Genomic DNA, 24,717 nt, shown 5'->3' on the forward strand with positions numbered 1-24,717 from the left:
GAGCCATCGCCGGTGCAGGCAGCGTTATGAATCAAAGTTATAGTCGGGGCTCGTCACTGCCACTGCGGCTTTTTCTGGCTGTAGTGTGCAGTGCTGGGCTGATGTTTCTTGACCGTTACACCGACAGTTCAACCCAGCTTCGCAGTTATCTTACCACAGCAGTAAGCCCGCTGTTTTATGTTGCCAGCTTACCGGAAACGCTGTTTTCCGGTGCGTCAGAACAGTTTATGTCGCAGCAGGCTGTACTGGACGAAAATGCCCGGTTAAAAGAAACCCTGTTGCAACAAAGCGGCCAGCTACAGCTATTACGTTATTTACAGCAAGAAAATGAAAAACTGCGCGCTTTGCTCGGATCTTCAGCGGTGATTGAAGATAAACGGCTGGTAGCAGAGGTGCTGGCGGTATACAGCCATCCGTTTAGCCATCAGGTTGTGCTGAACAAAGGCACCAAAGATGGTGTAACCGAGCATCAGGCTGTCATTGACGATCAGGGTATCGTTGGCCAGATAGTTAGTGTCGGCCCCACCAGCAGCCGTGCCTTGCTGATTTCTGACAATACCCATGCCATAGCAGTAAGGGCAGAGCGCACCGGTGTGCGGGCTATTGTTGAAGGCCTGGGCCAGTGGGATTCATTGCGCGTAATGCACCTGCCACACAGTACCGATATCCGCGAAGGTGACAGGCTACTAACGTCAGGCCTGGATGGCCGCTTTCCCGAAGGGTATCCGGTGGCCAGGGTATCAAAAATAAGCCAGGATGCCAGCCAGCCCTTTATGGTGGTATATGCTGAGCCTTACGCCTTGCTTGACCGCATCCGCCATGTACTATTGTTATCCAATACGCCGCGTGTGCCTGAGCCGACACAAGAAACCCTGGCTGGCGCTGCACCACAGGAGCAACCCTGATGCGAAAAGCTGGCCGCATTGGCTTTATTTATCTGTCGTTATTTGTGGCGCTGATCCTGACGGTGATGCCGATGCCGCAACTGGTTAAGCTGGCCCGGCCCGATTGGGTACTGCTGGTGCTGATGTACTGGGTCATGGCTTTACCGCAGCGGATCAGTGTTGGTACGGCATTTTTCAGCGGTTTTATTGTTGATGTGCTGGTAGGCACTGTACTGGGTGTTAATGCACTGGCGTTTTCTGTGGTAATTTTTATTGTTGCCCAGCATCATCTTAAGATCCGTAATTTTTCAGTGGTGCAGCAGTCTTTATTGCTGGGGCTACTGCTGGCGCTGTATCAGTTACTGCTATTCTGGCTTAGCCATTTTCTTACCGGCGTATATTTTATGCCGCAGTATCTGTGGCCGGTTGTTACCGGTATGCTGGTGTGGCCCTGGTTGTTCTGGTTACTGCGGCGCTATCGCCGACAGTTGAAAATTCAATGAGTTACCCACGTATTGCCTTAGCATCCTCTTCTCCACGCCGGCGTGAACTGCTGACGCAGCTCGGTGTAGATTTTCAGCTGGTTAAAGCGGATATTGACGAAACACCTTACCCGAATGAAGCCCCGGAGCTTTATGTTGCCCGCTTAGCCCGGCAAAAGGCCCAGGCCGGGCTGGCTCGTTTAACCACCGACATACCGGTACTGGGTGCCGATACGATAGTAGTAGCCAATAATGAAATTTTAGGTAAGCCAGCTGATTTTGCTGAATTTAACCGCACTATGCAGCTATTGTCTGGCAGCAGCCACACAGTAATGACAGCCGTGGCGCTGCTAAGCAGTGAGCGCATTTTGCAGCAGTTAGTGTGCACAGAGGTGTATTTCCGGCCGTTAACAGCGCAGGATATTGACAGCTACTGGCAAAGTGGCGAGCCGCACGATAAAGCCGGTGGCTATGGCATTCAGGGGCTGGCGGCCAGGTTTGTGCAACGCATTAATGGTAGTTATACCGCAGTGGTGGGCCTGCCATTATGCGAAACTGAACAATTATTACAGCAGTGGCAGGAGCCGGTATGAGCGCAGAACTACTACTGAATGTGACACCCAGTGAAACCCGGGTGGCTTTGATAGAAAACGGTGTACTGCAGGAACTGCATATAGAGCGCCAGGCCAAACTAGGTTTGGTTGGCAATATGTATGTGGGTAAAGTCAGCCGGGTATTGCCCGGTATGCAGGCGGCATTTGTGGATATTGGCCTGGATAAAGCCGCGTTTTTGCATGCTTCCGACATAGTACAGCACGACACGCTGGCCGAGCTGGAAGCCAAGCCGGCAGTGAGTAAGGATATCCGTGTGCTGGTGCGCGAAGGCCAGTATTTATTAGTGCAGGTGGTAAAAGATCCGCTGGGCACCAAGGGCGCGCGCTTAACTACCGATATTACTCTGCCGTCGCGTTATCTGGTGTTTATGCCCGGTTCGCCGCATGTTGGTGTATCGCAGCGGCTGGAAAGCGAAAGCGAACGCCAGCGTTTAAAAGATATTGTCAGCCAGTATCTGGATGACAGCGGTGGTTTTATTGTCCGCACGGCTGCTGAAGGTGCCGGTGCTGAAGAACTGGCACAGGATGCCAGGTTTCTGAAGAAGCTGTGGGCCAAGATAGTTAAACGTAAACAAAAAACCCGCAAAGAGGGGGTGGTATACGAAGATTTAACCCTGACATACCGTATTTTACGTGACTTTGTTGGCACCGAGCTGGAGCGGGTACGGGTAGATTCCAAGCTGACTTTCCAGCAACTGACAGCGTTTTGCGAAGAGTTTATTCCGCATTTGTCGCCGTTGCTGGAGTATTACCCCGGTGAGCGGCCTATTTTTGATATGTTTGATGTGGAAAATGAAATTCAGCGCGCACTGGAACGCAAAGTACCACTGAAAAGCGGCGGTTATCTGATTATCGATCAAACCGAGGCCATGACCACCATTGATGTTAATACCGGTGCTTTTGTTGGCCACCGCAATTTAGAAGAAACCATTTTTAATACCAATACCGAGGCCACCCAGGCTATTGCCCGCCAGCTGCGGCTGCGTAATCTGGGGGGTATTATTATTATCGACTTTATTGATATGCAAAGTGCTGAGCACAAACGCCGGGTATTTCACAGTTTAGAACTGGCGCTGGCACGGGACAGGGCCAAAACCAATATTCACGGCTTCTCGGCACTGGGTCTGGTAGAGATGACCCGTAAAAGAACCCGTGAAAGCCTGGAACATATTCTTTGTTCAGAGTGTCATGTATGTAAGGGCCGTGGCAGTTTAAAAACCGTTGAAACGGTGTGTTTTGAAGTGTTGCGCGAAATTGTCAGGGTAAACCGGGCCTATGCTGCCGACAAATTTGTTGTGTATGTGTCGCCGGCAGTAAAAGACGCCTTAACCAACGACGAGTTTCACAGCCTGGCTGAAGTACAGGTGTTTATTGGTAAACAAATCAGTATCCATACTGAGCCTTTATACACACAGGAACAATTTGATGTGGTAATGATGTAGTGCAACGCACAAAACGGGTATGTTTTTATTGTTTACATAAGCTCTGGCTGGCACTGGCTGTTACGCTGGTGCTGCTGGCTGTGTCGATCTCCGTTTTGCGTTACACCCTGCCACATGCCGACAGCTACAAGCACCATATTGAACAACTTATCAGCAACCGTTACGGCACTAATGTCAGCATTGGTGAGTTAAGTGCCGGCTGGCAGAAGTATGGCCCTGCGCTGTTGCTGCGCGATGTTAAGCTGCTGGACAGTAACGGGCAGTTACAGCTGAGTATTGGTGAAACCCGGGTACGACTGGATTTTTGGCGCAGCCTGAGTAACTGGCAACTAACGGCTCAACATTTTGAACTGAGCGGCATGCAGTACTACATTGATGCCGACAGCCTGCTAAGTGGCGAAGGTACAGCCGCACTGGACAGCGCACCTGTTTTTGCAGCACTGGAACAATTGTTTTTTCAGCAACTGACCTATTTCTCTGTAGTAGATAGCCAACTGGTGCTGCAAAATGACGACAATCCGGATCTGGTTGTTGATATTAAACAGCTGGACTGGGCTAACCGTGGCAACCGGCATCAGGGGTACGGCGATTTAGCACTGGCCGGTGTTACGGCCAATACGGTGTCATTTATTCTCGATTTACATGGTGACACGCTGGACAATGCCAGCGGCCAGCTGTATCTGGAAAGCGACAAGCTGGATGTTTTACCATGGTTTCGTACCCTGCTGCCGCCCAGCCAGAAGCTGGAGCAGGCCAGTATCAATTTTCAAGCCTGGGGCCAGGTAGAGCAGGGCTTACTGCAACGGATACAGGTAGAGCTGGCCAATAACAGCTTAAGCTGGCATCGCGGTGACACTGCCCACAGCCTGCAACTGGGGCCGGGGCAGCTGTTATGGCAACCGGCAACAGATGGCTGGGTGCTGCATTCCGGCCCGTTAACGCTGTCTGACAAACAACAGCAATGGCAGGGGCTGCAATTTCAGTTACAGCGTACTGCTCAGCAGTGGCTGGGCCAGGTAGACAATTTTTCGCTTAACGCCATTACGCCGCTGGCGAATTTGCTGGCAGACGATATCAGTGTTTTGCAACAGCTGGTAGCGTATCAGCCTGCCGGTGATGTGCAGCAGTTGCAATGGCGAGTTGCCGATCAGCAGTGGCAGTTGCAGGGCCGGTTAGCGAATGTCAGCTCGCAGGCGCATGGTGATATTCCGGGTGTCAGCAATATGCGCGGCGACTTTATAGCCACACCAACGCTGGCCAGAATACAGCTGGAAAGTTTAGGCGGTGAACTAAGCTGGGATGGCCTGTTCAGTGAAACCACCGCTTACGACGTGTTGTCGGCGCAGGTGTATTTACACAATGTAGCCGGTAACTGGCAACTGAGTATTCCGTCATTAAGCCTTCACAGCGCTGATTTGCAGTTAGACGCCAGCATTAAGTTAACCGACGAGCTGAGCATTCTGGCACGTTTGCAGCAACTGGACGCCAGCCGCGCAGCACATTATTTTCCGCAGCGTTATATGCCGCAAAGTGTGCGCGAATATCTGAGCGAAGCTATTATCAGCGGCCGGGTGAATAACGCCACTATGTTGTGGCAGGGTAAACCGGCAGAATTTCCTTACACTGAACAGCAAGGCGTGTTTCAGGTGTTAACCCAACTGGAGCAAGGGCGTTTTGCCTTCGACCCCGACTGGCCGCAAATAGCAGGTTTAAGCGCACAGTTGTGGTTTGAAAATGCCGCTATGGTTATTCAGTCTGAAGCAGGCAATTTAAACGGCATTGAACTTGAACAAGGTGTTAGTGCCGTGATCCCGGATTTGTTTGATGCGCAAACTCTGGATATTCATATTAAGCGGGAGGTACAAGCCAGTTCGGTTACTGCGCTAATGCAACAATCGCCATTACACGATAGCCTGGGTGAAACGCTGCAGCACCTTGGTGTTGAAGGCTTGGCAGACGGCGATGTTACGCTGGCAATTAGCCTGAAACAACCTGCTGTGCTGGCTAGCGGTACCGTCAGCTTTACTGACGCCAGCCTTAACCTGCAGGCCCCGGCAATGCAGGTGCAGCAGTTAACCGGCAGCTTAAGCTTTGAAAATGACAAAATCCGTGCTGATAAACTGCAGTTAAGCTGGCGCGACCTGCCGGTTACAGCGGCCCTGCAGGGCAAAAATACCGCCGATGGTTACCAACTGGCACTGCAGTTAAAAGGGGAGCAAAACAGCCGGCAATTACTGCAGGCGCTGCACGCCCCAGCGGCTACCCTGGTAGATGGTACAACTGGCTGGCAGTTACAGCTGGCACTGAACCTGACACAGGACGATATAAATTATCAGGCCCAATTGCGCAGCAGCTTGCACAACACTGCCTTATTGTTGCCCGCACCTTATAACAAAGCGGAAGATGAAACTGCAGAGCTGGCGCTAACCGTAACCGGCAACAGTGTGCAGTCTGCGATAGCGCTTGGCTATGCTAAACAGAAGAATGCCCAACAGCAGGATGCGCCACAGCTGCATTTTAATGCTGTATTACAACACGACACCCAGCAACTGCGCCGTGCCCATCTTAGCCTGGGCCTGCAGGAACCTGTACCGGCAGCGGATGAGTTTACTATTAGCATTAATTTACCTGAGTTGGATTTTCTGGCCTGGTTTGATGTGATCAAACAGCAGCTTGATGAAAGTGCCACTGATGCCGAACCGCACTTTTTTCCGCAGTTATCCCAGGTACGCGGTAAGGTAGCGCAACTGGACGTAGCGCCTGGAGTACGGCTGCATAATACGGTGTTTGACGCCGAACAGCTGCCACAGCACTGGCGATTGCAGTTAAATGGTACTGAGCTGGCCAGCCGCTGGCAATTTAATAAAGACTGGCAGCAGCAGGGTATTGTTGCCGCCTTTGACTACCTGCACCTGCCACTGAATGAAACTGCCGATGCCAGTGATCAGGCCGCCAAAGTTACCGAGAAACTGGCACTGACAGCCCAGCGCTGGCTGTTAGAATTGCCACCGTTAACGGTAAGTTGTGCCGATTGCAGCCTGGGTAATTACCGCTTTGGCCAGGTAGAGGCTAAGGCCCACAGCACTGCACAGCGCTGGGAGCTTAGTAAGCTGGATGCACGCTATAAAAGACACCAGCTAAATGTGCAGGGCTTCTGGCAAGATGACGGTAATGCCGGTTTCAGTGAATTTACCGGCCAGTTGCAAAGCCCCAATATTGGCACCATGCTAAATGAATTTCAGCTGACATCAGCCATTGCCGGTAGCACCGCCGATATTAAATTTACGCTGAACTGGCCCGGCGCGCCTAACCAGTATGCTGTGGCCGATTTGTCCGGTAATGTCAGTTATACGTTGGGGGAGGGCTCGTTAACGGAGGTAAGCGATCAGGGTTCACGCTTGTTCTCTATATTCAGCCTTGACTCACTGGTGCGCAAACTACGGCTGGACTTTCGTGACGTATTTGCCAAAGGCTTTTTTTACAACAAAATGAGCGGTAATCTGGCTATTGCAAAAGGCGTGGCACAAACCAGCGATGCCGGTATTGACGGCGTGCCCGGCAACTTGCAAATTCAGGGCTATGCTGATCTGGTGAGCAAACAACTGGATTACCAGATGGCATTTTCCCCTAAAGTTACCTCCAGTTTGCCGGTCATTATTGCCTGGATGGTAAACCCGGCCACCGGGCTTGCGGCATTAGCGCTGGATGAAGTGTTTCAAAGCGCAGAAGTGATCTCGAAAATTAACTTCACCGTTACCGGCAGTTTTGACAAACCGGTGGTAACCGAAGTAAACCGTCATAGCACTGAAGTACCGGTGCCGGTGCGGATTGCCCAGCCCGAAGCTATTATTCAACTGCCTGCAGCAACGCAACCGGAGCCTGAAAGGAACAAACCCCATGGTTAACTGGCGTGTATCGGCCATTCAGCTCACCAGCACACCGGAGCCAGAGCACAACCTGGCGCAGATAGCGCTTTACCTGCGGCAACTGGCCGATACTTATGCCGATGGCCTGCCGCATTTAGTAGCACTGCCTGAATGCTTTGCTGTGTTTGGCGGACGCGACGGCCTGCAATTGCAGTATCAGGCACTGCTGGGGCAGGGTATTATCCAGCAGGGGTGTGCGGCGCTGGCCAAACAGTTTGGCGTGTATTTACTGGCTGGCTCGTTACCCACCAGTAGCCCAGAGCCGCAACGTTTTAGCGCAAGCAGTATTTTATTTGCACCCGATGGCAGTATTGTTGCCGATTACCAGAAAATGCATTTATTTGATGTTGCAGTGAGTGACAACACCGGCAGCTACCGTGAATCGGCCAGTACCTATCCGGGGCAGAAAATCACTTTGGCTGAAGTAGGCGGGTTAAAGCTTGGCCTGACTATATGCTATGATGTGCGCTTTGCAGGCCTGGCACAGGCATTGTCCGCTAAGGGTATGAACCTGCTGACAGTGCCATCGGCTTTTACTAAGGTTACCGGCGAGGCACACTGGCATACATTGCTAAGAGCGCGGGCGATAGAAAACCAGTGCTTTGTGCTGGCGCCCAACCAAACCGGCGTGCATGCCAATGGCCGCGAAACTTACGGCCACAGCCTGATCATCGACCCCTGGGGCCGGGTATTGGCTGATGCCGGTACTGCACCGGGCTGGGTAACGGCAATAATAGATTTAACTGACGTTGTGCCGCTGCGGCAAAGCATGCAGCTGGCGCAACATAACCGATTTAACAGTGAGCTCAAACCATGACTGCACCAGAGCAGAACCTGATCACCGCTTCCGAGCTGACCGCTGCTGATTTACAGCAAACGCTGGGCTATTTATTTGATCATCAGCTTGATTTTGCTGATTTGTATTTTCAATCCAGCGTACATGAATCCTGGGTGCTGGAAGATGGTTTAGTGAAAGAAGGCTCTTTTAATATTGAGCGTGGCGTGGGTGTGCGCGCTATCAGCGGTGAAAAAACCGGCTTTGCCTATGCAGACACCATCAGCGCGGCGGCATTAAAACAGGCTGCAACAGCAGCGCGTGGCATTGCTGCACAAGGCCAGAATGGCCGTGTCAAAGCTTTTAGCAAAAGCGGTAACAGTAATATCTATTTACCGTGTGAGCCGCTGCAAAGTTTAACCAATACCGATAAAGTGGCTCTGCTGCACCAGATAGAAGCCTATATCCGCACGCTGGACAATCGTGCAGAGCAGGTAATGGTGAATATCTCCGGCGTGTATGAAGAAATACTGGTAGCCGCCACTGATGGCACCTATGCCAGCGATATCCGCCCGCTGGTGCGGTTAAACTGTTCAGTGCTGCTGCAACAAGGTGACCGGCGCGAGCGCGGCAATGCCGGTGGCGGTGGCCGCACCGATTACCGTTATTTCTACGAGCTGGTTGATGGCACTCCGCGCTGGCAGCATTATGCCCGCGAAGCTGTGCGCCAGGCTCAGGTTAATTTAACCGCCATAGATGCACCAGCCGGTACTATGCCGGTAGTGCTTGGCAGCGGCTGGCCGGGCGTATTACTGCACGAAGCCGTAGGCCATGGCCTGGAAGGCGATTTTAACCGCAAAGGTTCATCGACATTTTCGGGCCGCGTTGGCGAGCAGGTGGCATCGAAGCTATGCACTATTGTTGATGACGGCACACTGGCGCACCGCCGTGGCTCGCTGAATATCGACGACGAAGGCGTACCCAGCCAGCACAATGTGCTGATCGAAAACGGTATATTAAAAGGCTATATTCAGGACAAGCACAACGCCATGCTAATGGGTGTAGCGCCAACCGGTAATGGCCGGCGCGAGTCTTTTGCTAATCTGCCGATGCCGCGTATGACGAACACCTATATGCTGGCCGGCCAGAGTGAGCCGGCCGAAATTATCGCCAGCGTGAAAAAAGGCATTTATGCACCTAACTTTGGTGGTGGCCAGGTAGATATTACCTCCGGTAAGTTTGTGTTTTCGGCCTCTGAAGCCTACCTGATTGAAAACGGCAAAATTACCGCACCGATTAAAGGCGCAACCTTAATTGGCATGGGGCCGGAGGCGATGCAGCAGGTATCGATGGTGGGTAACGACTTAGCGCTCGACGCCGGAGTAGGTGTGTGTGGCAAGCAAGGGCAGAGCGTGCCGGTAGGCGTGGGCCAGCCCACATTAAAATTGGATGCCATGACGGTAGGTGGCACCCAGCACTAAATAACAGGCAAAGCCGCGCTAAAGCGGCCTTTAAACCAACACAACAGCAGGAAATAAAACAAGATGGCAGCGTTTGGCACTGTGTTTGTCCCAGAGATGGTGATATCCCGTTATGAGCAATCCGGCTGGAGCCAGCCAAAAATGGTTCCGGTTGACAGCATCAGCCTGCACCCGGGCGCGCATGTGCTGCATTATTCCAGCACCTGCTTTGAAGGCTTAAAAGCGTTTCGCCACGCTGATGGTGGCATTTATATTTTCCGCATGGATAAAAACGTAGCCCGCCTGGCGCAAAGCAGTGAGCTGTTGTCGCTGCCGAAAATTGATGGTGCCATGCTAAGCAAGATGATCGTTGATATCGTTAAGCATTATGCGGCAGATGTACCGACTCCGCCGGGCTCTATGTATATCCGCCCGACGCATATTGGTACTGAGGCTTCTATCGGTAAAGCTGCGGCCCCCAGCCTGGAATCTTTATTGTATGTGCTGTTATCACCGGTAGGTGATTATTTTGCCGGTGGCGCCAAGCCACTGCGCTTGCTGCTGGAAGACAATGCCCGCTGTGCCGCCCATATGGGTATGGTAAAAAGCGGCGGTAACTATGCCAGTGCGCTGCAGCCCATTATGAAAGCCCGTGCCGCAGTGCAGGCCGATCAGGTACTGTTTTGCCCCAACGGTGACGTACAGGAAACCGGCGCAGCAAACTTTTTGCTGATCGACGGCAATGAAATTATTACCAAAGCGCTGGATAGCTCGTTCCTGCACGGCGTAACCCGTGATTCTATTTTAACGCTGGCACGTGACCGCGGTATGACAGTATCCGAGCGCGAGCTAACGGTAGATGAACTGCTGGAACGCGCGGCAAAACCGGGTGCAGAAGCGGCATTATCGGGTACTGCTGCGGTATTAACGCCGGTAGGTACACTGATCCATAACGGTAAAGAGTATCAGGTGGGTTCAGGTGCCGCCGGCGGCACGACCAATGCACTGCGTCAGGCACTAAATGATATTCAGTGGGGCAAGGCTGAAGATAAACATAGCTGGCTAACGAAAGTTTGTTAAGTAGGGTTGGCTGAGATTGGGATTCCGCTGTGCTCGCCACAGTGGAATTCGGGGCAATCCGGCCCCTCATCCGGCGGGCCAGCTTGCGCTGACGGCATTCGTTCCTGACGAATGCCTTACCCGCCTTCGCTAACGCGAAAATGGTCTGTGGCTGTGCGCAACGGCATCCCAATCTGGTTTAGTTAGCACAACAGACGTTGTAGCCGTCGTGGCATATAAACTATTCTTGAATAATCAAAGGCTTAATTAGCTGAAATAACTCGCGGAACGCTTTAGGTGGCTGCTGTTTTTCCTGCTCTTTTTTCGCATTACGAATAAGCTGGCGCAGTTGCTGTACGTCAACGTCAGGGTGGGCGGCAATAAAGTCGGTTACCGCGTCATTGTCGGCCAGCAGCTTATCACGCCATTGCTCTACTTTATGAAACTGCCGGGTGGCCGCCTGGTTGGTATTACGCAATACCGCCAACGCCTGCTCTATCGGCTCCAGCTCACGGGTACGCATTAAACGGCCAATAAACTGAATATGGCGGCGCAGCGCTTCGCGCTTATTACCCAGCTTGTCGGCCAGTTGCAGCGCGTCTTTTAGTTCGTCATCCAGTGGCACTTTAGCGCGGGCGGCCGCACTTAACGACACCAGCTCTTCGCCCAGCTTTTGTAACTCGTGCATTTCACGCTTTACCTGAGATTTACTCTTACCTTCTTCTTCATCCCAGGTATCGCCGTTAATAAAATCGGTCATGCTTGCTTCACTCTTAACAATAATGCCGCTAAGTATACATGATAGTGCAGCACAGCAGCAGTAGAGCGCCATATAGTTTAATAGGTGGATCTCGCTGGCGTCGCTTTTTAAACTATATGGTGCTCTAGCTTACGCAGACTATGATAAGCTTGTGGCAAATAATTTAGCTGAACAGACATTATGCAAGTAACACAACCGACTATCTGGCAGGAAATTGACGAAGTTAAACAGGCTGTAGCCGAAGTACTGGCCCATGCCAAACAACTGGGTGCCAGTACGGCTGAAGCCTCAATGAGCCGTACCAAAGGTTTAAGCGTAGAAACCCGCCATGGCGAAGTTGAAACGGTAGAGTTTAACCAGGATGGCGGCTTAGGGATCAGCCTGTATTTTGGCCAGCGTAAAGGCTCGGCGTCTACTGCCGATTTAAGCCCGCAGGCACTGCGCCGCACGGTTGAGGCTGCTGCCGATATCGCCCGCTATACTTCTGAAGACCCGCACGCCGGTTTGGCTGACGCCAGCTGGCTGGAAATGTCTCCGCCGGATCTGGATTTATTCTATCCCGACAGCATCGGCACCGACGAAGCCATAGCGCTGTGTGCATCATCTGAAGAAGCCGCTTTTGCCACCGACAAGCGTATTACCAACTCTGAAGGTGCGTCGTTCTCAACGCATCAGGGGTTAAAGGTGTATGGTAACAGCCATGGCCAGTTAGTGGGTTATCCCAGCTCGCGCCACAGCTTTAGTTGCGTGGTAATAGGCGAAGATGGCGACGATATGCAGCGCGACTATAGCTTTACTGTAGCACGCCAGTACAGCCAGTTGCTTGACCCAAAACAAATTGGCCGTGAAGCAGCGCTGGAAACGGTTGCCCGTTTAAATGCCCGTAAAATTGCCACGCAGAAAGTGCCGGTAATTTTCCGTGCTGATATTGCCAGCAGCTTGTTTGGCCATTTGGTGTCGGCCATTGGCGGTGGTGCCATTTACCGTAACTCCAGCTTTTTAGTGGGTAAAGTTGGCCAGCAGATTATGGCGCCGGGTATTACCATTGTAGAGCAGCCGCATTTAAAGCAAGCGCTGGCGTCCAGCCCGTTTGATGGCGAAGGCGTAAAAACCCGCGACTTAGCGGTAATTGAGCAGGGTGTACTGGCTACTTACCTTACCAGCACTTACTCTGCCCGTAAGCTGGGTATGGTCAGCACCGGCCATGCTGGCGGTATTCATAACTGGCTGGTAAGCCACGGAGATGAAGACTTACTGCAACTTTGCCGCACTATGGGCAAAGGTTTGTTGGTTACCGAGCTGATGGGCCAGGGTGTAAATACCGTTACCGGTGATTACTCGCGCGGTGCAGCCGGTTTTTGGGTAGAAAACGGCGAAATTCAGTTTCCGGTATCTGAGGTAACGATTGCCGGTAATTTAAAAGATATGTTGATGAATATCAGCGCCGTAGGTAACGACATTGACCGCCGTGGCGGGGTATTAACCGGCTCGGTACTGATCAACCAGATGCAGGTGGCAGGTAGTTAATTAAGCAGCCACCAACAAAAAGCCCCGCTAAATCAGCGGGGCTTTTTAATGTATCACAGGCAGGCGGCTAACTGGTTTACTCACATCAACGCGCCGTAAATACGTCCCTGTAGGCTCGACTCAGGCATCCTTGCCTTCAACGGTTGATTTAGAGTAAACCGATATCCGCCAAGATATTAATCTACTTTGGTTTTCAGGCCGCGGCGGATTAACAGTGCATCAGTAGTAGGCTCCTGGCCACGGAAGGCTTTGTAAGACTCCATTGGTGGCCGTGAGTTACCCACAGACAGAATGTTTTTCCGGTAGTTCTGGCCGTTCTCCAGCTTTAAACCGCCTTGTTGCTGCACATAAGCAAAAGCATCAGCCGCTAAAATTTCACTCCACATATAGGCATAGTAACCGGCAGAATAACCGCCGCCCATAGAGTGAGAGAAGTAAGTAGATTTATAGCGCGGTGGTACTGCTGCTAAATCTACACCGTGTTTTTTCAGTGCTGCGGCTTCAAACGCATTTACATCCTGCAGTGGCTCGTCAGCCGACAGTGAGTGCCATTCCATATCCAGCAGGGCGGCAGACATATATTCCAGTGTATCAAAGCCCTGGTTGAAACTGCGTGAGTTCATCACTTTTTGCAGCAATTCAGTAGGAATAGGCTCGCCGGTTTTGTAGTGCTTAGCGTAGTTAGCGATCACTTCAGGGTGTGCTGCCCAGTCTTCTTCAAAGGTAGACGGAAACTCAACAAAATCGCGTGATACTGAAGTACCAGCCAGTGTCGGGTATTTCACATCTGAGAACATGCCGTGTAAACCGTGGCCCAGTTCGTGGAAGATAGTAGTAACGTGGTCATAGCTTACCAGGGTAGGTTGCCCTTCCGGTGCTTTTGGAATGTTCATTACGTTAACCACTACCGGCTTTTGGCCGGTTAAATGAGACTGACCAACAAATGAGCTCATCCAGGCGCCACCACGTTTGCCTTCGCGGGCAAAGTAATCGGCGTAGAAAATAGCCAGGCTGGTGCCGTCGGCATCAAACAGTTCGTAGGCGTCTACATCCGGGTGGTAGGTAGGTAAATCTGGCCGTGGTTTAAAGGTTACGCCGTATAAACGGTTCATGGTAAAGAACACGCCGTCTTTTAATACGCGGTTAAACTCAAAGTATTGTTTAACTTCGTTTTCGTCCAGATCAAACTTAGCCTGGCGCACAAACTCGGCGTAGTATTCCCAGTCCCACGGTTGCAGCTCAAAGTCACCGCCTTTTTGCTTAATCATTTCCTGAATAGCAGCGGCTTCCACTTTAGTGTTAGCAACAACGGCCGGCACCATAGAGCCAAGCATATCCAGCACGGCCTGTGGTGTTTTAGCCATGTTGTTTTCCAGGCTGAAGCTGGCCCAGTTGTCATAACCTAACAACCTGGCACGCTCTGCACGCAGTTGGGCTAAGCGGGCTACCAGCGGGCGGTTATCTGTTTCGCCGCTTTGTGCGCGGTTGGCAGAGGCTTCCCATACACGTTTACGCACATCGCGGTTGCTAAGCTGGCTTAAAACCGGCTGGCGAGTGGTGTTGGTAATGCTCAGCAGGTATTTACCGTCATGGCCAGCGTCTTTAGCGGCAGTGGCCGCTGCAGTAATTTGTGAATCAGATAAGCCATCCAGCTCTTCTTTGGTATCCACAATAACGGCGATATTTTTAGTTTCGGCCAGCAGGTTTTGTGAGAACTGGTTAGTAAGTTTAGAGTGCTCTTCGTTCAGTGCGCGAATTGCTGTTTTTTGCTCTTCAGTTAACTGTGCACCAGCGCGGACAAAACGCTCGTAATAAACTTCCACCAGACGCAGCGATTCCGGGTCCAGTTTCAGTTCGTTGCGTTGGTTGTACAGGCTTTTAATGCGGGCGAACAACTGTGGGTTTAAGTTAATGTTGTCTGAGTGCGCTGCCATTTTCGGTGCCAGTTCAGACTGAATGCTGCGCCGCTCTGCGTTAGAGTCGGAGCCTGCCAGGTTATAAAATACCCGTGATACCCGGGTTAACAGCTCGCCACTTTTTTCCAGTGCAACCAATGTGTTTTCAAAGGTAGCCGGTTCAGGGTTGCTGGCAATGGCCTGCACTTCGGTCATATGCTGCTTCATGCCTTCTTCAAAGGCTGGCAGGAAATGCTCGTCTTTTATTTCAGTAAAGTTTGGTGCTTCGTACTGCAGCATACTTTTGGTAAATAACGGGTTAGTTGATGTCACATCGGCTACCGGTGCAGCGTCTTGCTGCGTTTGAGTTTGCGTGGTATCAGTTTGCTGTGGTGCCGTATTGTCAGAACAGGCGGTAAGCGCCAGTACAGTGCCAACGGCCGTGGCGATAAGCGTTTTACGCATGAGTATCTCCCTGGAAGATGTAAAGCTTTGTTGTAATAATTGCGCCTTAGCGCAGGCTGCCTGACCGAGTATGCCAAAAATACTCAGCGATAAACCAAGTTTGCAGCCAGACGCCAACAAATTAAGACAAAAACCGGCTTAGGGCAACTGTCACGGCTGAATTGATGCGTTAAACGGCAGTTCTATATAAAAACAGCTGCCCTGCGGTGTATTTGGCATATAACCTATACTGCCATGCATATGGCCAATCAGGTTTTTACTTACCGCCAAACCCAGGCCGCTGCCGCCATGCATGCTGCTGTCAGAGCTATCGGCCTGGCTAAAGCGGTTAAATAATTTCGGTACAAATTGCTCACTGACGCCTGCTCCCTGATCAGCAATAACCACTCTTAGCAGGCGCTGGTGCAATTGTACATTTATCTGCACTATTAGTTGCACTGTGCTGTTTGGCGGGGAAAACTTTATGGCATTGCCCAATAAATGCAGTAACACCTGCTTTAAGTGCAGCCTATCGGCCTGTACCTGCGCCTGTTGCAGCTCGGGCGGGCAATGTAGTACTAAGCTAATACGCCGTGCTTTAGCCAGTATCTGGCTGTCTTCAATACCTTGTTGCAGCAGTGGCAATAACGGCAGCCTGGTTAACTGAAACTGCATATTACCGCTGGCCAGTTTTTCTACGTCCAGCAGTGTATTTAGCAACGTAGTAAGCTGCTGACAATGGGTATGGGCCAATTGCAGCATACGTAGCTGTGATGAATTTAACTCGCCAAGGGCTCCGCCGGTAGCCAGCCCCAGCGCGGCTGAAATAGACGTAAGCGGGGTGCGCAGTTCATGGCTTACTGTGGCAATAAACTCTTGTTTTAACTGTTCGGTTTTTTGTTGTTCAGATAAATCCCGCAGTACCAGCAACTGGCGGGCCTGGCGCTGCAGCCGGATATGGCTGCGTCTTATCGCCAGCGGAAATAAACTGTCATCGTGCCGCCGCCCCAGCGTTTCATACTCTGCTTTGTTGGTAGAGGTGGCAGTATACAATTCATCCAGCCGCTGTGGCTCAGCCAGTAAGGCAGACCAGTGCATACCCGGTAAGGTTGCCGCGCTATAGCCAAACATCGGGTAACATGACAAATTTACCTGCTCTATAGTGCCGTCCGGCAGGGTGGTAATAATGGCATCGGCGACGTTATCCATAATACAGCGTAGTTGCAGTTTACTGCGCTGTTGCTCTGCCACACTGCGGCGTAAATGCTGGCGCGACATAAATAACCAGCACAGCAGAGCCAGCAGCAACAGGGTTACACTGTAAGCCGTTGTGCGGATAGCCAGCGAGCGATCTTGCGGTGGTGTAAGTGAGCGCAGCGCCATTTGCCATAAGGCGCCGCGCAGGCTCACTGCCAGTAGCATGCTGTCGTCATGAAATAAGCGCTCATCACCATAAAACGCCGGGCCGGCACGGCCTGTTGCCGACAGGCTGCGAAGCGCTATCTGTACTTCCTGTTCAGAGGTTTGCTTTTCCAGTAAACGCCAGACGGAATCAATATCTACCACCGTACTGATAATGCCCCAGTAGTTGCGGGCATTAAGATAGACCGGCAGCCGATAGATAAAAGCTGTACCACCCTGCACCAGTGCAATAGGCCCTACCAGCCGGGCTTCGCGCTGGGCAATAATGGCTTCAATATCCGGCCATTGTTCTTTTATGTCGGGATAATACAGGCCAATGGCTTGCTCATTACCGGTTTTTGGATACACGTAACGCAGGGTATTGCCCGGCGCAATGCCAATATTACGGATATGGCGGGCCTGATGTACCAGTTCGGGTAACAATAAATGCATGTCGGCCGGAGATATTTCGCCGTTACGGGCCTGTACATGGGCAGTAAGGCCAATGGTGAGGTACAGAGGGATATTCAGTTCAGACTCAATCAGTGCCCGCAGCTGGCCGGCACTGGCAATTTCATGGCGTAACTGCTGGCTGCGGGCATGCTGCTGTTCATGCACAACCAGTGTTTCAGTAGCATATGCCGCCCCTAACAGCAGAGCTAACAGCAATATCCATTGCCAGAACGGAAGTAACTTAGTATCCATATTAAGTTATAGCGCCAATGCGGATTAAGTTACACTCTATATGTTGCGGGCAGGGCTTGTAAACAAAGGATTTATAACTGAGTGTTGAAAAAACGCACAGCAAGGCAATAGACACACAGCATAAGGCTGACTATAATGCGCGCTCGCCCAAACAGGCGATGTGTGCACCCGTAGCTCAGCTGGATAGAGCGCTGCCCTCCGGAGGCAGAGGTCATAGGTTCGAATCCTATCGGGTGCGCCAAAACAAACAACCGCCAATCAGGCGGTTTTTTGTTTTGTGTACCTGTGGATGAGAACCTGCGTTCGAAAAATCGGCAGGACAGCCGATTTTGACGTTGCGCCAGCGACGCCCGAAGGGTGAGGTGCAGGATGCACCGAATCAATCCTATCGGGTGCAACCGCCATTTCGGCGGTCTTTGCGTTTATAGTTATCCTGGCTGTTGCATTCTCACCACTAACAGCCTTAAAGCCGCCGTTTATCTTATGCTTACTGACAGCACAATACCTTGTGCTAGTATCGTTCCCGGTATCATTCTAATAACAACCAGGGAGTTTCACCGATGAGAAAACTGCACCTTTTACTGGTGTTGTGCCTGCTGCCATTTATGGTTTTTGCACAGGACGACAACAGCCTGAGCGTAGAGCGGCTGTGGCAACTGCAGCGTATAGGTTCGCCTGTGGTATCAGCCGATGGCCGCTATATTGTGGCGCCGGTTACCCAATATGACGTTAAAGCCGACAAAGCACATACCCGTTTATGGCTGTTCAGTGCCGATGGCAAGCAGCAAACACCGCTTACCGCCGAAGGCCTGCGTGCCAGCGAGGCCACCTTTTCGCCTGATGGCAAAACCTTAGCTTTTATCAGCCAGCGCGACAAAGATGACGCCGGGCAAATTTACCTGCTGTCTATGGACAAGCCGGGTGAAGCGCAGCGTTTAACCCAGGTTCCTACCGGCGTATATGGTATTAAGTGGGCAGGCAAGCATTTGTACTTTATCAGCCGTATCTGGCCGGGTAAAAGCTGGGATGAGATGACAGCACAGCTAAAAGCCGACAAAGATAAAAAAGTGTCGGCCCGGCAGTGGAATGCGCTGCCTTACTCGCAGTTTGATCACTGGATAGACGAAAGCCGCCAGGCGCATGTATTCCGTATTGCCGCCAGCGGCGGTGACGTACAGGCTGTTACCCAGCCGCTGGGCTATGAGCTGCCGCGCGCCAGCCAGAGTGCATCCAGCTACGATATTGACAGCAAAGAGCAGTACATCGCCTTTACTGCCAACGGCTGGGACAATCAGGTTGATCCGAAAACCGATATCTTTCTGGCCCGTATTGGTGCCGCGAATGCAGAAGGTGCAAAGAGCGCTGAAAATCTGACGACCGATAACCAGGCGCCGGATGCTAACCCCAGTTTCAGCCCGGACGGTAAAAGCCTGGCTTTTACCCGCCAGCGTATTCATGGCTTTTATGCTGATACTGCCAAATTAACAATTTATGATCTGGCAAAGAAAACCAGCCGTGAGGTAGCAAGCAACTGGGATCGCTCAGTCAGTAATTTTGTCTGGACAGCCGACAGCCGCGGTTTTTACAGCAGCATCGACGATGCCGCCACCCAGCGTCTGTACCATATTGATGCCAAAAGTGGCAAAACCCGCGCCGTTACCCAAGCCACCAGCTTTGGCCAGCCAGCGTTAGCGGGCGGCAATACGCTGGTAGCTACCAACGACAGCTTTATGTACCCGGCACGGCTGGTAACGGTAGATACCCGTAACGGCAAAACCACCCGGCTTGACAGCTTTAACGACGATATTCTGAACAACACCGAACTGGGTAGTTATGAGTCGGTAACCTATAAAGGTGCCGATGGTAAAGATATTCAGATGTGGGTGCATTACCCGGCAGGCTTTGATAAAAGCAAAAAATATCCGCTGTTTTTACTTATTCATGGCGGGCCGCATAATGCCATTGGCGACAGCTTCAGCTACCGCTGGAATGCGCAAACTTTTGCCTCCTGGGGTTATGTTACCGCCTGGCCGAATTTTCATGGTTCAAGCGGTTTTGGCCAGGATTTTGCCGATGCGATAAACCCCGACTGGCGCACCAAGCCGTTAGCCGATATTCAGGCAGCAACCAAATGGTTTGAAAACCAAAGCTGGATTGACACCGACCGTATGGTGGCCGGTGGGGCCAGTTACGGCGGTTATTTAACCTCAGTACTGCTGGGTACCGAGCACCCGTTTAAAGCGCTGCTTATTCATGCTGCGGTATACAATATGTACTCGCAAATGGCGGCCGACTTTGCCGTGCATTCCACCCGTTTTGGTGGCTACTGGGAAAATCCCGACATCTATAAAAACATCTCGCCGCACTACCATGCCGATAAATTTAACACGCCAACCTTAGTGATCCACGGCCAGTTGGATTACCGCGTACCGGTAGGGCAGGGTTTTGAGTTGTTCCGCACGCTGCAAAGCCGTGGTGTGGAATCGCGGATGATTTACTTCCCGGACGAAAATCACTGGATCTTAAAACCAAATAACTCCATTTATTGGTATAACCAGGTTAAAGACTGGATGACTAAATTCGCCGAACCCGGCGCACGTTAAGCTTAAATATCACGGCGCCTCTGGGCGCCGTTTTTACGTCAAGTTATTCTGCAAAAGATCATTAAGGCAACCACAAGACAGCCAAACCGGCTTGTGTTACTTTCCGCTTAGCCTGACGTGGAGAACCGCAATGACATCATCGCCTTACCATTATTTTGAGCAGCAGCGCTTAACACTGCAATGTGGCAGCCGTTTACCTGCTGCACAGTCGTTGTTGCAAGTAGCGGGTAACGAACCGTTGCTGGCGCAACTGGCTGCAGAGCCTGGCGCACAGCAATTGCTGGATGCCACAGAGCAAGCCTATCAGGCCGGTTACGAGCAGCAAGCCTCTACCGAATTTGAATTACAAGGCCTGGCTATTGCTGGTATTGGTGATCCGCTGTTGCAACTGGAAGTGCTGGCCGCATTTTTACCGGCTTTTAAAACCAAACGTCACGGCGTGCCGGTGACATTGGTAACTTATGGTTTGGTGCCACCAAATGAGGCCGCGGCATTATGCCAACAGTTGCTTGAGCTGGAAGTAGAAAAGCTGGAAATTTACTTACCAGCCAGCAACCCGCCGGCGTATCAACAGGTGGTAAAACCAATACAGTTGGGTTTTAGTGACGTATGCCAGTTTATGCACACTGCCAGTGAGGCAGGCTTACAGGTAACGTGCTTTGCCTATGCGCCGGTAGCCCAACAAAGCGAACTGCGCGCCCTGGCGCTGGATTTAGGCGCACGGCAGTTTGTGGTTAAACCTCAGCCGGGGGCTTAAGCAAGCTATCCAGTTCAGTGCGCTGGCGCGGCAGCACCGCCAGCTCCAATCCGAGCAATTTAAAATAGCTGCGTAAATTATCTAACCGCGGGTTGCCATTATCGTTTTCTATATCGCTGACAACCTGGCGGCTCAAACCGGTAAGTTTGCATACGTCTGTTTGTGACATTTGTAAGCCTTCGGTTCGCAAGGCTTTACCAATTTGACCCAGAGTTGTATTGCCAGACAGCATTTGCTGCACCAGGCGTTGCTTTAATGCAAAGCGATCTATTGTGGTAGTGGCCTTAGCTTTTGTCATGGCAATAACCGCCACTTTTGCAGCCTGGTTTCCAGATAGGCAAAGCCCATTACCGGCATCTGCATAATGCTGGTAGGCACACCACGCTCTGTTAAGCGCCTGGTTAAGTGTTGTAGCTTGGCGGCCAATTGGCGTAATTCAGTTTTAAACAATTCAGGCTCACCATAACAGGCCAGGTTGTCACATAACCCCAGCCAGTCAATATCACCACCGCGCTCAAATGTGTTGCTCCAATGGGTCGTACGCATTACTACCTCCGGGTCTGCTTTCATGGGGGCAAAGTCATAAATGGGGGCCAGTGATACCGACGTTGCTTGTTTTAGTACCGCCATATTGCGGCCATGGTTATCGGAGTTGCCAAATACCACGTTTAACAAATCACGCTTCAGGTATTCGGCGGTTAATTCTGCCGCAGTTTGGCTGTTTACCACTTGCGTAAGTACCTTTAATACCTCTTCATGTTTCAAATGGCTACCTGCGGGTTTATTTAACAGCGAGAACACAGATTCAACACCATAACGTTTTACAGCATCGGCATTAAACTCTCTGTCAAAGCGCGGCAACCAAAGCGAGGGCTGTTTGCTACCTTCTTGTAGTTGCAGTTTGGCAACGTCCATGCTGGCGAACCCCAGTTCTGCCAATTCACAGTAGTAGTGGTATTCCGTGCGCAAAATGTCCTGGTCTATCGCAGTGTTACCGCGTGGGAATTTCACCAGATAATGCGCGTCAGCACTATTATCGTTTTGCAGGGTGTCTATCCATACCTCGCGCTGCGAGTTTAGCCTGACCAACAATTTAGGTGCGGCACCACCGGCACCGGTTGCGCCGCCCGACACTGCGCCGCGTTGTCTGGCATAGTTTAGAAAGTCATGGTTGCGCTCTATTACCTGCCGTTGCTCAAAACGCATCTGCTCCAATGCACTTACCTGTTGCCCGGCCACCATTTCAACCGATTCTTTCAAGCGTAAGTTACCCACAGGTGCAATGGTGCCGGCTTGCAACAAGGTGAGATCCTGCACAGCCACCGTTTGTTGCTGCAGGCCCAGCATATCCAGCCATAGCGTGCGGGCGTAGCCCATCGGCATAATATCTTCAAATACGCCGGGCCAGCTGTTAAAGCTGTACACATCCATAGGGTTAACCGGGTACATTGCCGAAAAACTACGTGATCCCGTCTCATCAAAATAAGCTGCGGCGTATGTTGTTTGGGCCTGCAAAGATACCCTGCTATGTTTGCCTGCCTCCGGGGCGGCGATGGTAATAACAAAAGCATCCTGCCAGTGGCCATCATTAAAGGCTTGCAATGTAAGCTGCATAAATGTCCTATTGCTGCTGTTCTATTGTCTAATATAACGCACAAAAAGGCAGAAAGGACAATTTTTTGTCTAATATAAGGCGCAATTTAGCTAAAAAGACAATTTTTTGTCTAACATATCAGACAGGTGATTGTCTTGCTAAACCCATCGCGGTATCACTGCGCGGCTATGGCCCAAGGTCAGCGCCTAGCGGCGGGCGCTGACCTTGGTGTCATATAAATGCTGCAGCGCTTCGGTTATCGCCATATCGGCGTTTTCACTCAGGTAACGCTCTACCTGTTTATGCACAAAAATCACCAAACTCATCACTGCTTTGGCCTACGGCTTAACTTCTGAATAGCTTTCAGGAGGGTGGTGGTGGCCTTTCTGTGTTGTTTTTATCATCAGCAACAGCGGTAGCAGGAAAAAATTCCAGTAATTTTTGTAAAAGCTACAGAAGCAAACCCAAGTGTTTTTAAAATAATCCAATAAAAACAATATTATATTGTTGGTTTGTTTTTTGCTGGCTAAACGTTGAATACGGTTGAACATGACAACTAACACTTAACGACAGGAGCTTACACCATGTACAGGTATATGAAATCTACATTTATGTTGGCTGCACCGGTGCTGGTGTATCTGAGCATTTATACCCTTGGTGTTGTTGTTGGTAATAATGTTTTTAATTACGTCGCAGTTTATATGGCTGCCTGTTGTGCCATGTTGATGTTGTTTTTTATTACCCGCGGCAACGATGATTATAAAAATGCCTTAGCTGCAGTTGGCCTGGGGGCTTGTGTGTTTTTCGCGTCGTCTTATATGGTGAGGGCGTTAGACCATAAACCTTACCCGCGGCCAGCATATTCTGAAACCACAGCAGTATTAGCTAACGCCACTATTCAGCATTGGTTGGCCAGCCGGCTATCGGATACCGGGCCATCGGGCGGGGATGCCCAGGACGACACTGAAGTTTTTACACAGCAATAAATGCGTATATACAAACACCTGACAGAGCCGGAGTTGGGCCTGTCCGGTGCTGCTTTGCTCTGACGAGACTATACTGAACCTTATTCTGAACGTTCTTGCTGTTGGTCAGCGTTTTTACGCTTTTGGTCGCGCAGCAATTATTTCAGACTTGATTACATACAGGCCTGTATGTATATTGCCAGTCTTATTCTGCCTAAGCTGTGCACAGCTTATTGGGGGCAGTGTCTCACAGGAGTTTGTATGCGTGTAAATATGAAGCTGTTAAGTGCGTCAGTGCTGGCTGTATTGTTGGTAGCCTGTAGCGAGCCGGAACAAGCCGGGGCACAGGGAGCGGCCACACCGGAAGTTGAAGTTGTAACACTGAGCAAGTCATCTGTGGCATTAACAACTGAATTACCGGGCCGTACTACAGATTACCGCCAGGCTGAAATTCGCCCGCAGGTAAATGGTATTTTAAAACAGCGTTTATTTACCGAAGGCCAACTGGTTGAAGCAGGCCAGGTGCTGTATAAAATTGATGCCGCACCTTACCAGGCCGCACTGGCCAATGCCAAAGCTAACCTTACCAGCAGCAAAGCGGTGCAGCACAATGCCAAGTTAAAAGCTGACCGGTTTAAAGGGTTGCTGGGCGGTAAAGCGGTAAGCCAACAAGATTTTGATGATGCCCAGGCTACGCTGATGCAAGCTGATGCGGCGGTAGCCAGCAGCGAAGCTGCGCTGCAAACTGCACAAATTAACCTGAACTACACCAATATTACCGCCCCGATTAGCGGCCAGATTGGCCGCTCTGCCGTGACTGAAGGTGCGCTGTTAACAGCAAACCAAACTCAGGTGATGGCCACCATTCGCCAGTTGGATCCGATTTATGTTGATTTAACCCAGTCCAGCAGCGAGCTGCTGCGGTTAAAGCGGCAACATCAGGGCGATGGTGCTGATAAAGTTAGTGTGGATTTACTGCTGGATGATGGCAGTGAGTATGCCCACAAAGGCAGCCTGCAGTTTTCTGAGGTAAATGTCGATCCCAGCACCGGCATGGTAACGCTGCGGGCAGTGTTTCCGAATGAAACCGGCGACTTGTTGCCTGGTATGTTTGTGCGGGCCCGCTTACACCACGGTACCGATAATAATGCCTTGTTAGTGCCACAGGCTGCAGTTAGCCGTACACCCAAAGGCCAGGCGTCCGTAATGCTGGTAACCGGTGAAAATAAAGTGGAAGCCCGGGTGATTGAAACCGGCCGTACCGTTGAGCAAAGCTGGCAGGTGCTGTCGGGCCTTAAAGCCGGTGACAAAGTGATAGTGGCGGGCTTGCAAAAAGTACAGCCGGGTGCCACGGTTAAAGTGGTTACAGCGCAAGCTGCTGCTAAAAACGACGCCGCTAATACTGCTGCGCAGTAAACTCAGGA

Annotated in this window: 18 protein-coding genes and 1 tRNA gene; 14 read left to right on the forward strand and 5 right to left on the reverse strand. The window is 51.2% G+C overall.

Annotated elements, in window-relative coordinates; all coding sequences use genetic code 11:
* Positions 1-26: 26 nt before the first annotated feature.
* From mreC to M2404_RS16140, 8 genes are all read left to right on the forward strand, one after another.
* Positions 27-905: a rod shape-determining protein MreC gene (gene mreC, locus M2404_RS16105; RefSeq protein ID WP_259240785.1), complete on the forward strand. Its 879-nt coding sequence runs from the start codon at positions 27-29 to the stop codon at positions 903-905.
* The gene (mreD, locus tag M2404_RS16110) at positions 905-1,387 is read left to right on the forward strand and encodes a rod shape-determining protein MreD (RefSeq protein ID WP_259240786.1); all 483 of its coding nucleotides are present in this window, start codon (positions 905-907) and stop codon (positions 1,385-1,387) included. The genes mreC and mreD overlap by 1 nt, the downstream gene beginning before the upstream one ends.
* Complete coding sequence (locus tag M2404_RS16115) at positions 1,330-1,959, forward strand: Maf family protein (protein ID WP_310503101.1); 630 nt, start codon at positions 1,330-1,332, stop codon at positions 1,957-1,959. The genes mreD and M2404_RS16115 overlap by 58 nt, the downstream gene beginning before the upstream one ends.
* A complete protein-coding gene (gene rng / locus M2404_RS16120; protein WP_259240787.1) occupies positions 1,956-3,422 on the forward strand; it encodes a ribonuclease G in 1,467 nt (488 codons plus the stop codon). The genes M2404_RS16115 and rng overlap by 4 nt, the downstream gene beginning before the upstream one ends.
* Positions 3,422-7,327: a YhdP family protein gene (locus M2404_RS16125; protein WP_259240788.1), complete on the forward strand. Its 3,906-nt coding sequence runs from the start codon at positions 3,422-3,424 to the stop codon at positions 7,325-7,327. The genes rng and M2404_RS16125 overlap by 1 nt, the downstream gene beginning before the upstream one ends.
* Positions 7,320-8,165: a carbon-nitrogen hydrolase family protein gene (locus M2404_RS16130; RefSeq protein WP_259240789.1), complete on the forward strand. Its 846-nt coding sequence runs from the start codon at positions 7,320-7,322 to the stop codon at positions 8,163-8,165. Before M2404_RS16125 ends, M2404_RS16130 begins: the two co-directional genes overlap by 8 nt.
* Positions 8,162-9,604, forward strand: a complete 1,443-nt coding sequence (gene tldD / locus M2404_RS16135) for a metalloprotease TldD (protein ID WP_259240790.1) — start codon at positions 8,162-8,164, stop codon at positions 9,602-9,604. Before M2404_RS16130 ends, tldD begins: the two co-directional genes overlap by 4 nt.
* A 63-nt stretch (positions 9,605-9,667) precedes the next feature.
* A complete protein-coding gene (locus tag M2404_RS16140) occupies positions 9,668-10,663 on the forward strand; it encodes a branched-chain amino acid aminotransferase (protein ID WP_259240791.1) in 996 nt (331 codons plus the stop codon).
* A 220-nt stretch (positions 10,664-10,883) separates the two neighbouring features.
* On the opposite strand, the gene yjgA is transcribed toward M2404_RS16140, so the two are convergent.
* Positions 10,884-11,402, reverse strand: coding sequence for a ribosome biogenesis factor YjgA (gene yjgA, locus M2404_RS16145; protein ID WP_259240792.1), 519 nt, complete (start codon positions 11,400-11,402; stop codon positions 10,884-10,886).
* A gap of 180 nt (positions 11,403-11,582) precedes the next feature.
* Here yjgA and pmbA point away from each other — a divergent pair, with 180 nt between their 5' ends.
* Positions 11,583-12,929: a metalloprotease PmbA gene (pmbA, locus tag M2404_RS16150; protein WP_259240793.1), complete on the forward strand. Its 1,347-nt coding sequence runs from the start codon at positions 11,583-11,585 to the stop codon at positions 12,927-12,929.
* Positions 12,930-13,105: 176 nt separating this feature from the next.
* Here the strand turns inward: pmbA and M2404_RS16155 are convergent, their stop codons facing one another.
* Together M2404_RS16155 and M2404_RS16160 are read right to left on the reverse strand one after the other, a co-directional pair.
* A complete protein-coding gene (locus M2404_RS16155; RefSeq protein ID WP_259240794.1) occupies positions 13,106-15,289 on the reverse strand; it encodes a M3 family metallopeptidase in 2,184 nt (727 codons plus the stop codon).
* 150 nt (positions 15,290-15,439) lie between these two features.
* The gene (locus tag M2404_RS16160) at positions 15,440-17,374 is read right to left on the reverse strand and encodes an ATP-binding protein (protein WP_259240795.1); all 1,935 of its coding nucleotides are present in this window, start codon (positions 17,372-17,374) and stop codon (positions 15,440-15,442) included.
* 164 nt (positions 17,375-17,538) lie between these two features.
* Between M2404_RS16160 and M2404_RS16165 the strand changes: the two genes are divergently transcribed.
* From M2404_RS16165 to M2404_RS16175, 3 genes are all read left to right on the forward strand, one after another.
* Positions 17,539-17,615, forward strand: a tRNA-Arg gene (locus M2404_RS16165).
* Positions 17,616-17,934: 319 nt separating this feature from the next.
* Entirely contained in the window at positions 17,935-19,977 is a 2,043-nt protein-coding gene (locus tag M2404_RS16170; RefSeq protein WP_259240796.1) for a S9 family peptidase, read from the forward strand.
* Positions 19,978-20,107: 130 nt separating this feature from the next.
* Entirely contained in the window at positions 20,108-20,734 is a 627-nt protein-coding gene (locus tag M2404_RS16175) for a hydrolase TatD (protein ID WP_259240797.1), read from the forward strand.
* On the opposite strand, the gene M2404_RS16180 is transcribed toward M2404_RS16175, so the two are convergent.
* Entirely contained in the window at positions 20,712-21,032 is a 321-nt protein-coding gene (locus tag M2404_RS16180) for a helix-turn-helix domain-containing protein (protein WP_259240798.1), read from the reverse strand. The two genes, M2404_RS16175 and M2404_RS16180, sit on opposite strands and share 23 nt — an antisense overlap.
* A complete protein-coding gene (locus M2404_RS16185; protein WP_259240799.1) occupies positions 21,029-22,348 on the reverse strand; it encodes a type II toxin-antitoxin system HipA family toxin in 1,320 nt (439 codons plus the stop codon). Before M2404_RS16185 ends, M2404_RS16180 begins: the two co-directional genes overlap by 4 nt.
* A 564-nt stretch (positions 22,349-22,912) precedes the next feature.
* On the opposite strand from M2404_RS16185, the gene M2404_RS16190 reads away from it, so the two are divergent.
* The gene (locus M2404_RS16190) at positions 22,913-23,314 is read left to right on the forward strand and encodes a hypothetical protein (protein ID WP_259240800.1); all 402 of its coding nucleotides are present in this window, start codon (positions 22,913-22,915) and stop codon (positions 23,312-23,314) included.
* A 240-nt stretch (positions 23,315-23,554) separates the two neighbouring features.
* Positions 23,555-24,709: an efflux RND transporter periplasmic adaptor subunit gene (locus tag M2404_RS16195; RefSeq protein ID WP_259240801.1), complete on the forward strand. Its 1,155-nt coding sequence runs from the start codon at positions 23,555-23,557 to the stop codon at positions 24,707-24,709.
* Positions 24,710-24,717: the final 8 nt, after the last annotated feature.

The organism is Rheinheimera pacifica, assembly GCF_024809855.1.
Taxonomy (GTDB): Bacteria; Pseudomonadota; Gammaproteobacteria; order Enterobacterales; family Alteromonadaceae; genus Alishewanella; species Alishewanella pacifica_A.

Bases quoted from the DNA above. Each gene is read 5' to 3' on its own strand.
- mreC (WP_259240785.1), top strand. From the start codon at position 27: ATGAATCAAAGTTATAGTCGGGGCTCGTCACTGCCACTGCGGCTTTTT.
- mreD (WP_259240786.1), top strand. From the start codon at position 905: ATGCGAAAAGCTGGCCGCATTGGCTTTATTTATCTGTCGTTATTTGTG.
- rng (WP_259240787.1), top strand. From the start codon at position 1,956: ATGAGCGCAGAACTACTACTGAATGTGACACCCAGTGAAACCCGGGTG.
- M2404_RS16130 (WP_259240789.1), top strand. From the start codon at position 7,320: ATGGTTAACTGGCGTGTATCGGCCATTCAGCTCACCAGCACACCGGAG.
- tldD (WP_259240790.1), top strand. From the start codon at position 8,162: ATGACTGCACCAGAGCAGAACCTGATCACCGCTTCCGAGCTGACCGCT.
- M2404_RS16140 (WP_259240791.1), top strand. From the start codon at position 9,668: ATGGCAGCGTTTGGCACTGTGTTTGTCCCAGAGATGGTGATATCCCGT.
- yjgA (WP_259240792.1), bottom strand. From the start codon at position 11,402: ATGACCGATTTTATTAACGGCGATACCTGGGATGAAGAAGAAGGTAAG.
- pmbA (WP_259240793.1), top strand. From the start codon at position 11,583: ATGCAAGTAACACAACCGACTATCTGGCAGGAAATTGACGAAGTTAAA.
- M2404_RS16155 (WP_259240794.1), bottom strand. From the start codon at position 15,289: ATGCGTAAAACGCTTATCGCCACGGCCGTTGGCACTGTACTGGCGCTT.
- M2404_RS16160 (WP_259240795.1), bottom strand. From the start codon at position 17,374: ATGGATACTAAGTTACTTCCGTTCTGGCAATGGATATTGCTGTTAGCT.
- M2404_RS16170 (WP_259240796.1), top strand. From the start codon at position 17,935: ATGAGAAAACTGCACCTTTTACTGGTGTTGTGCCTGCTGCCATTTATG.
- M2404_RS16175 (WP_259240797.1), top strand. From the start codon at position 20,108: ATGACATCATCGCCTTACCATTATTTTGAGCAGCAGCGCTTAACACTG.
- M2404_RS16180 (WP_259240798.1), bottom strand. From the start codon at position 21,032: ATGACAAAAGCTAAGGCCACTACCACAATAGATCGCTTTGCATTAAAG.
- M2404_RS16185 (WP_259240799.1), bottom strand. From the start codon at position 22,348: ATGCAGCTTACATTGCAAGCCTTTAATGATGGCCACTGGCAGGATGCT.
- M2404_RS16190 (WP_259240800.1), top strand. From the start codon at position 22,913: ATGTACAGGTATATGAAATCTACATTTATGTTGGCTGCACCGGTGCTG.
- M2404_RS16195 (WP_259240801.1), top strand. From the start codon at position 23,555: ATGCGTGTAAATATGAAGCTGTTAAGTGCGTCAGTGCTGGCTGTATTG.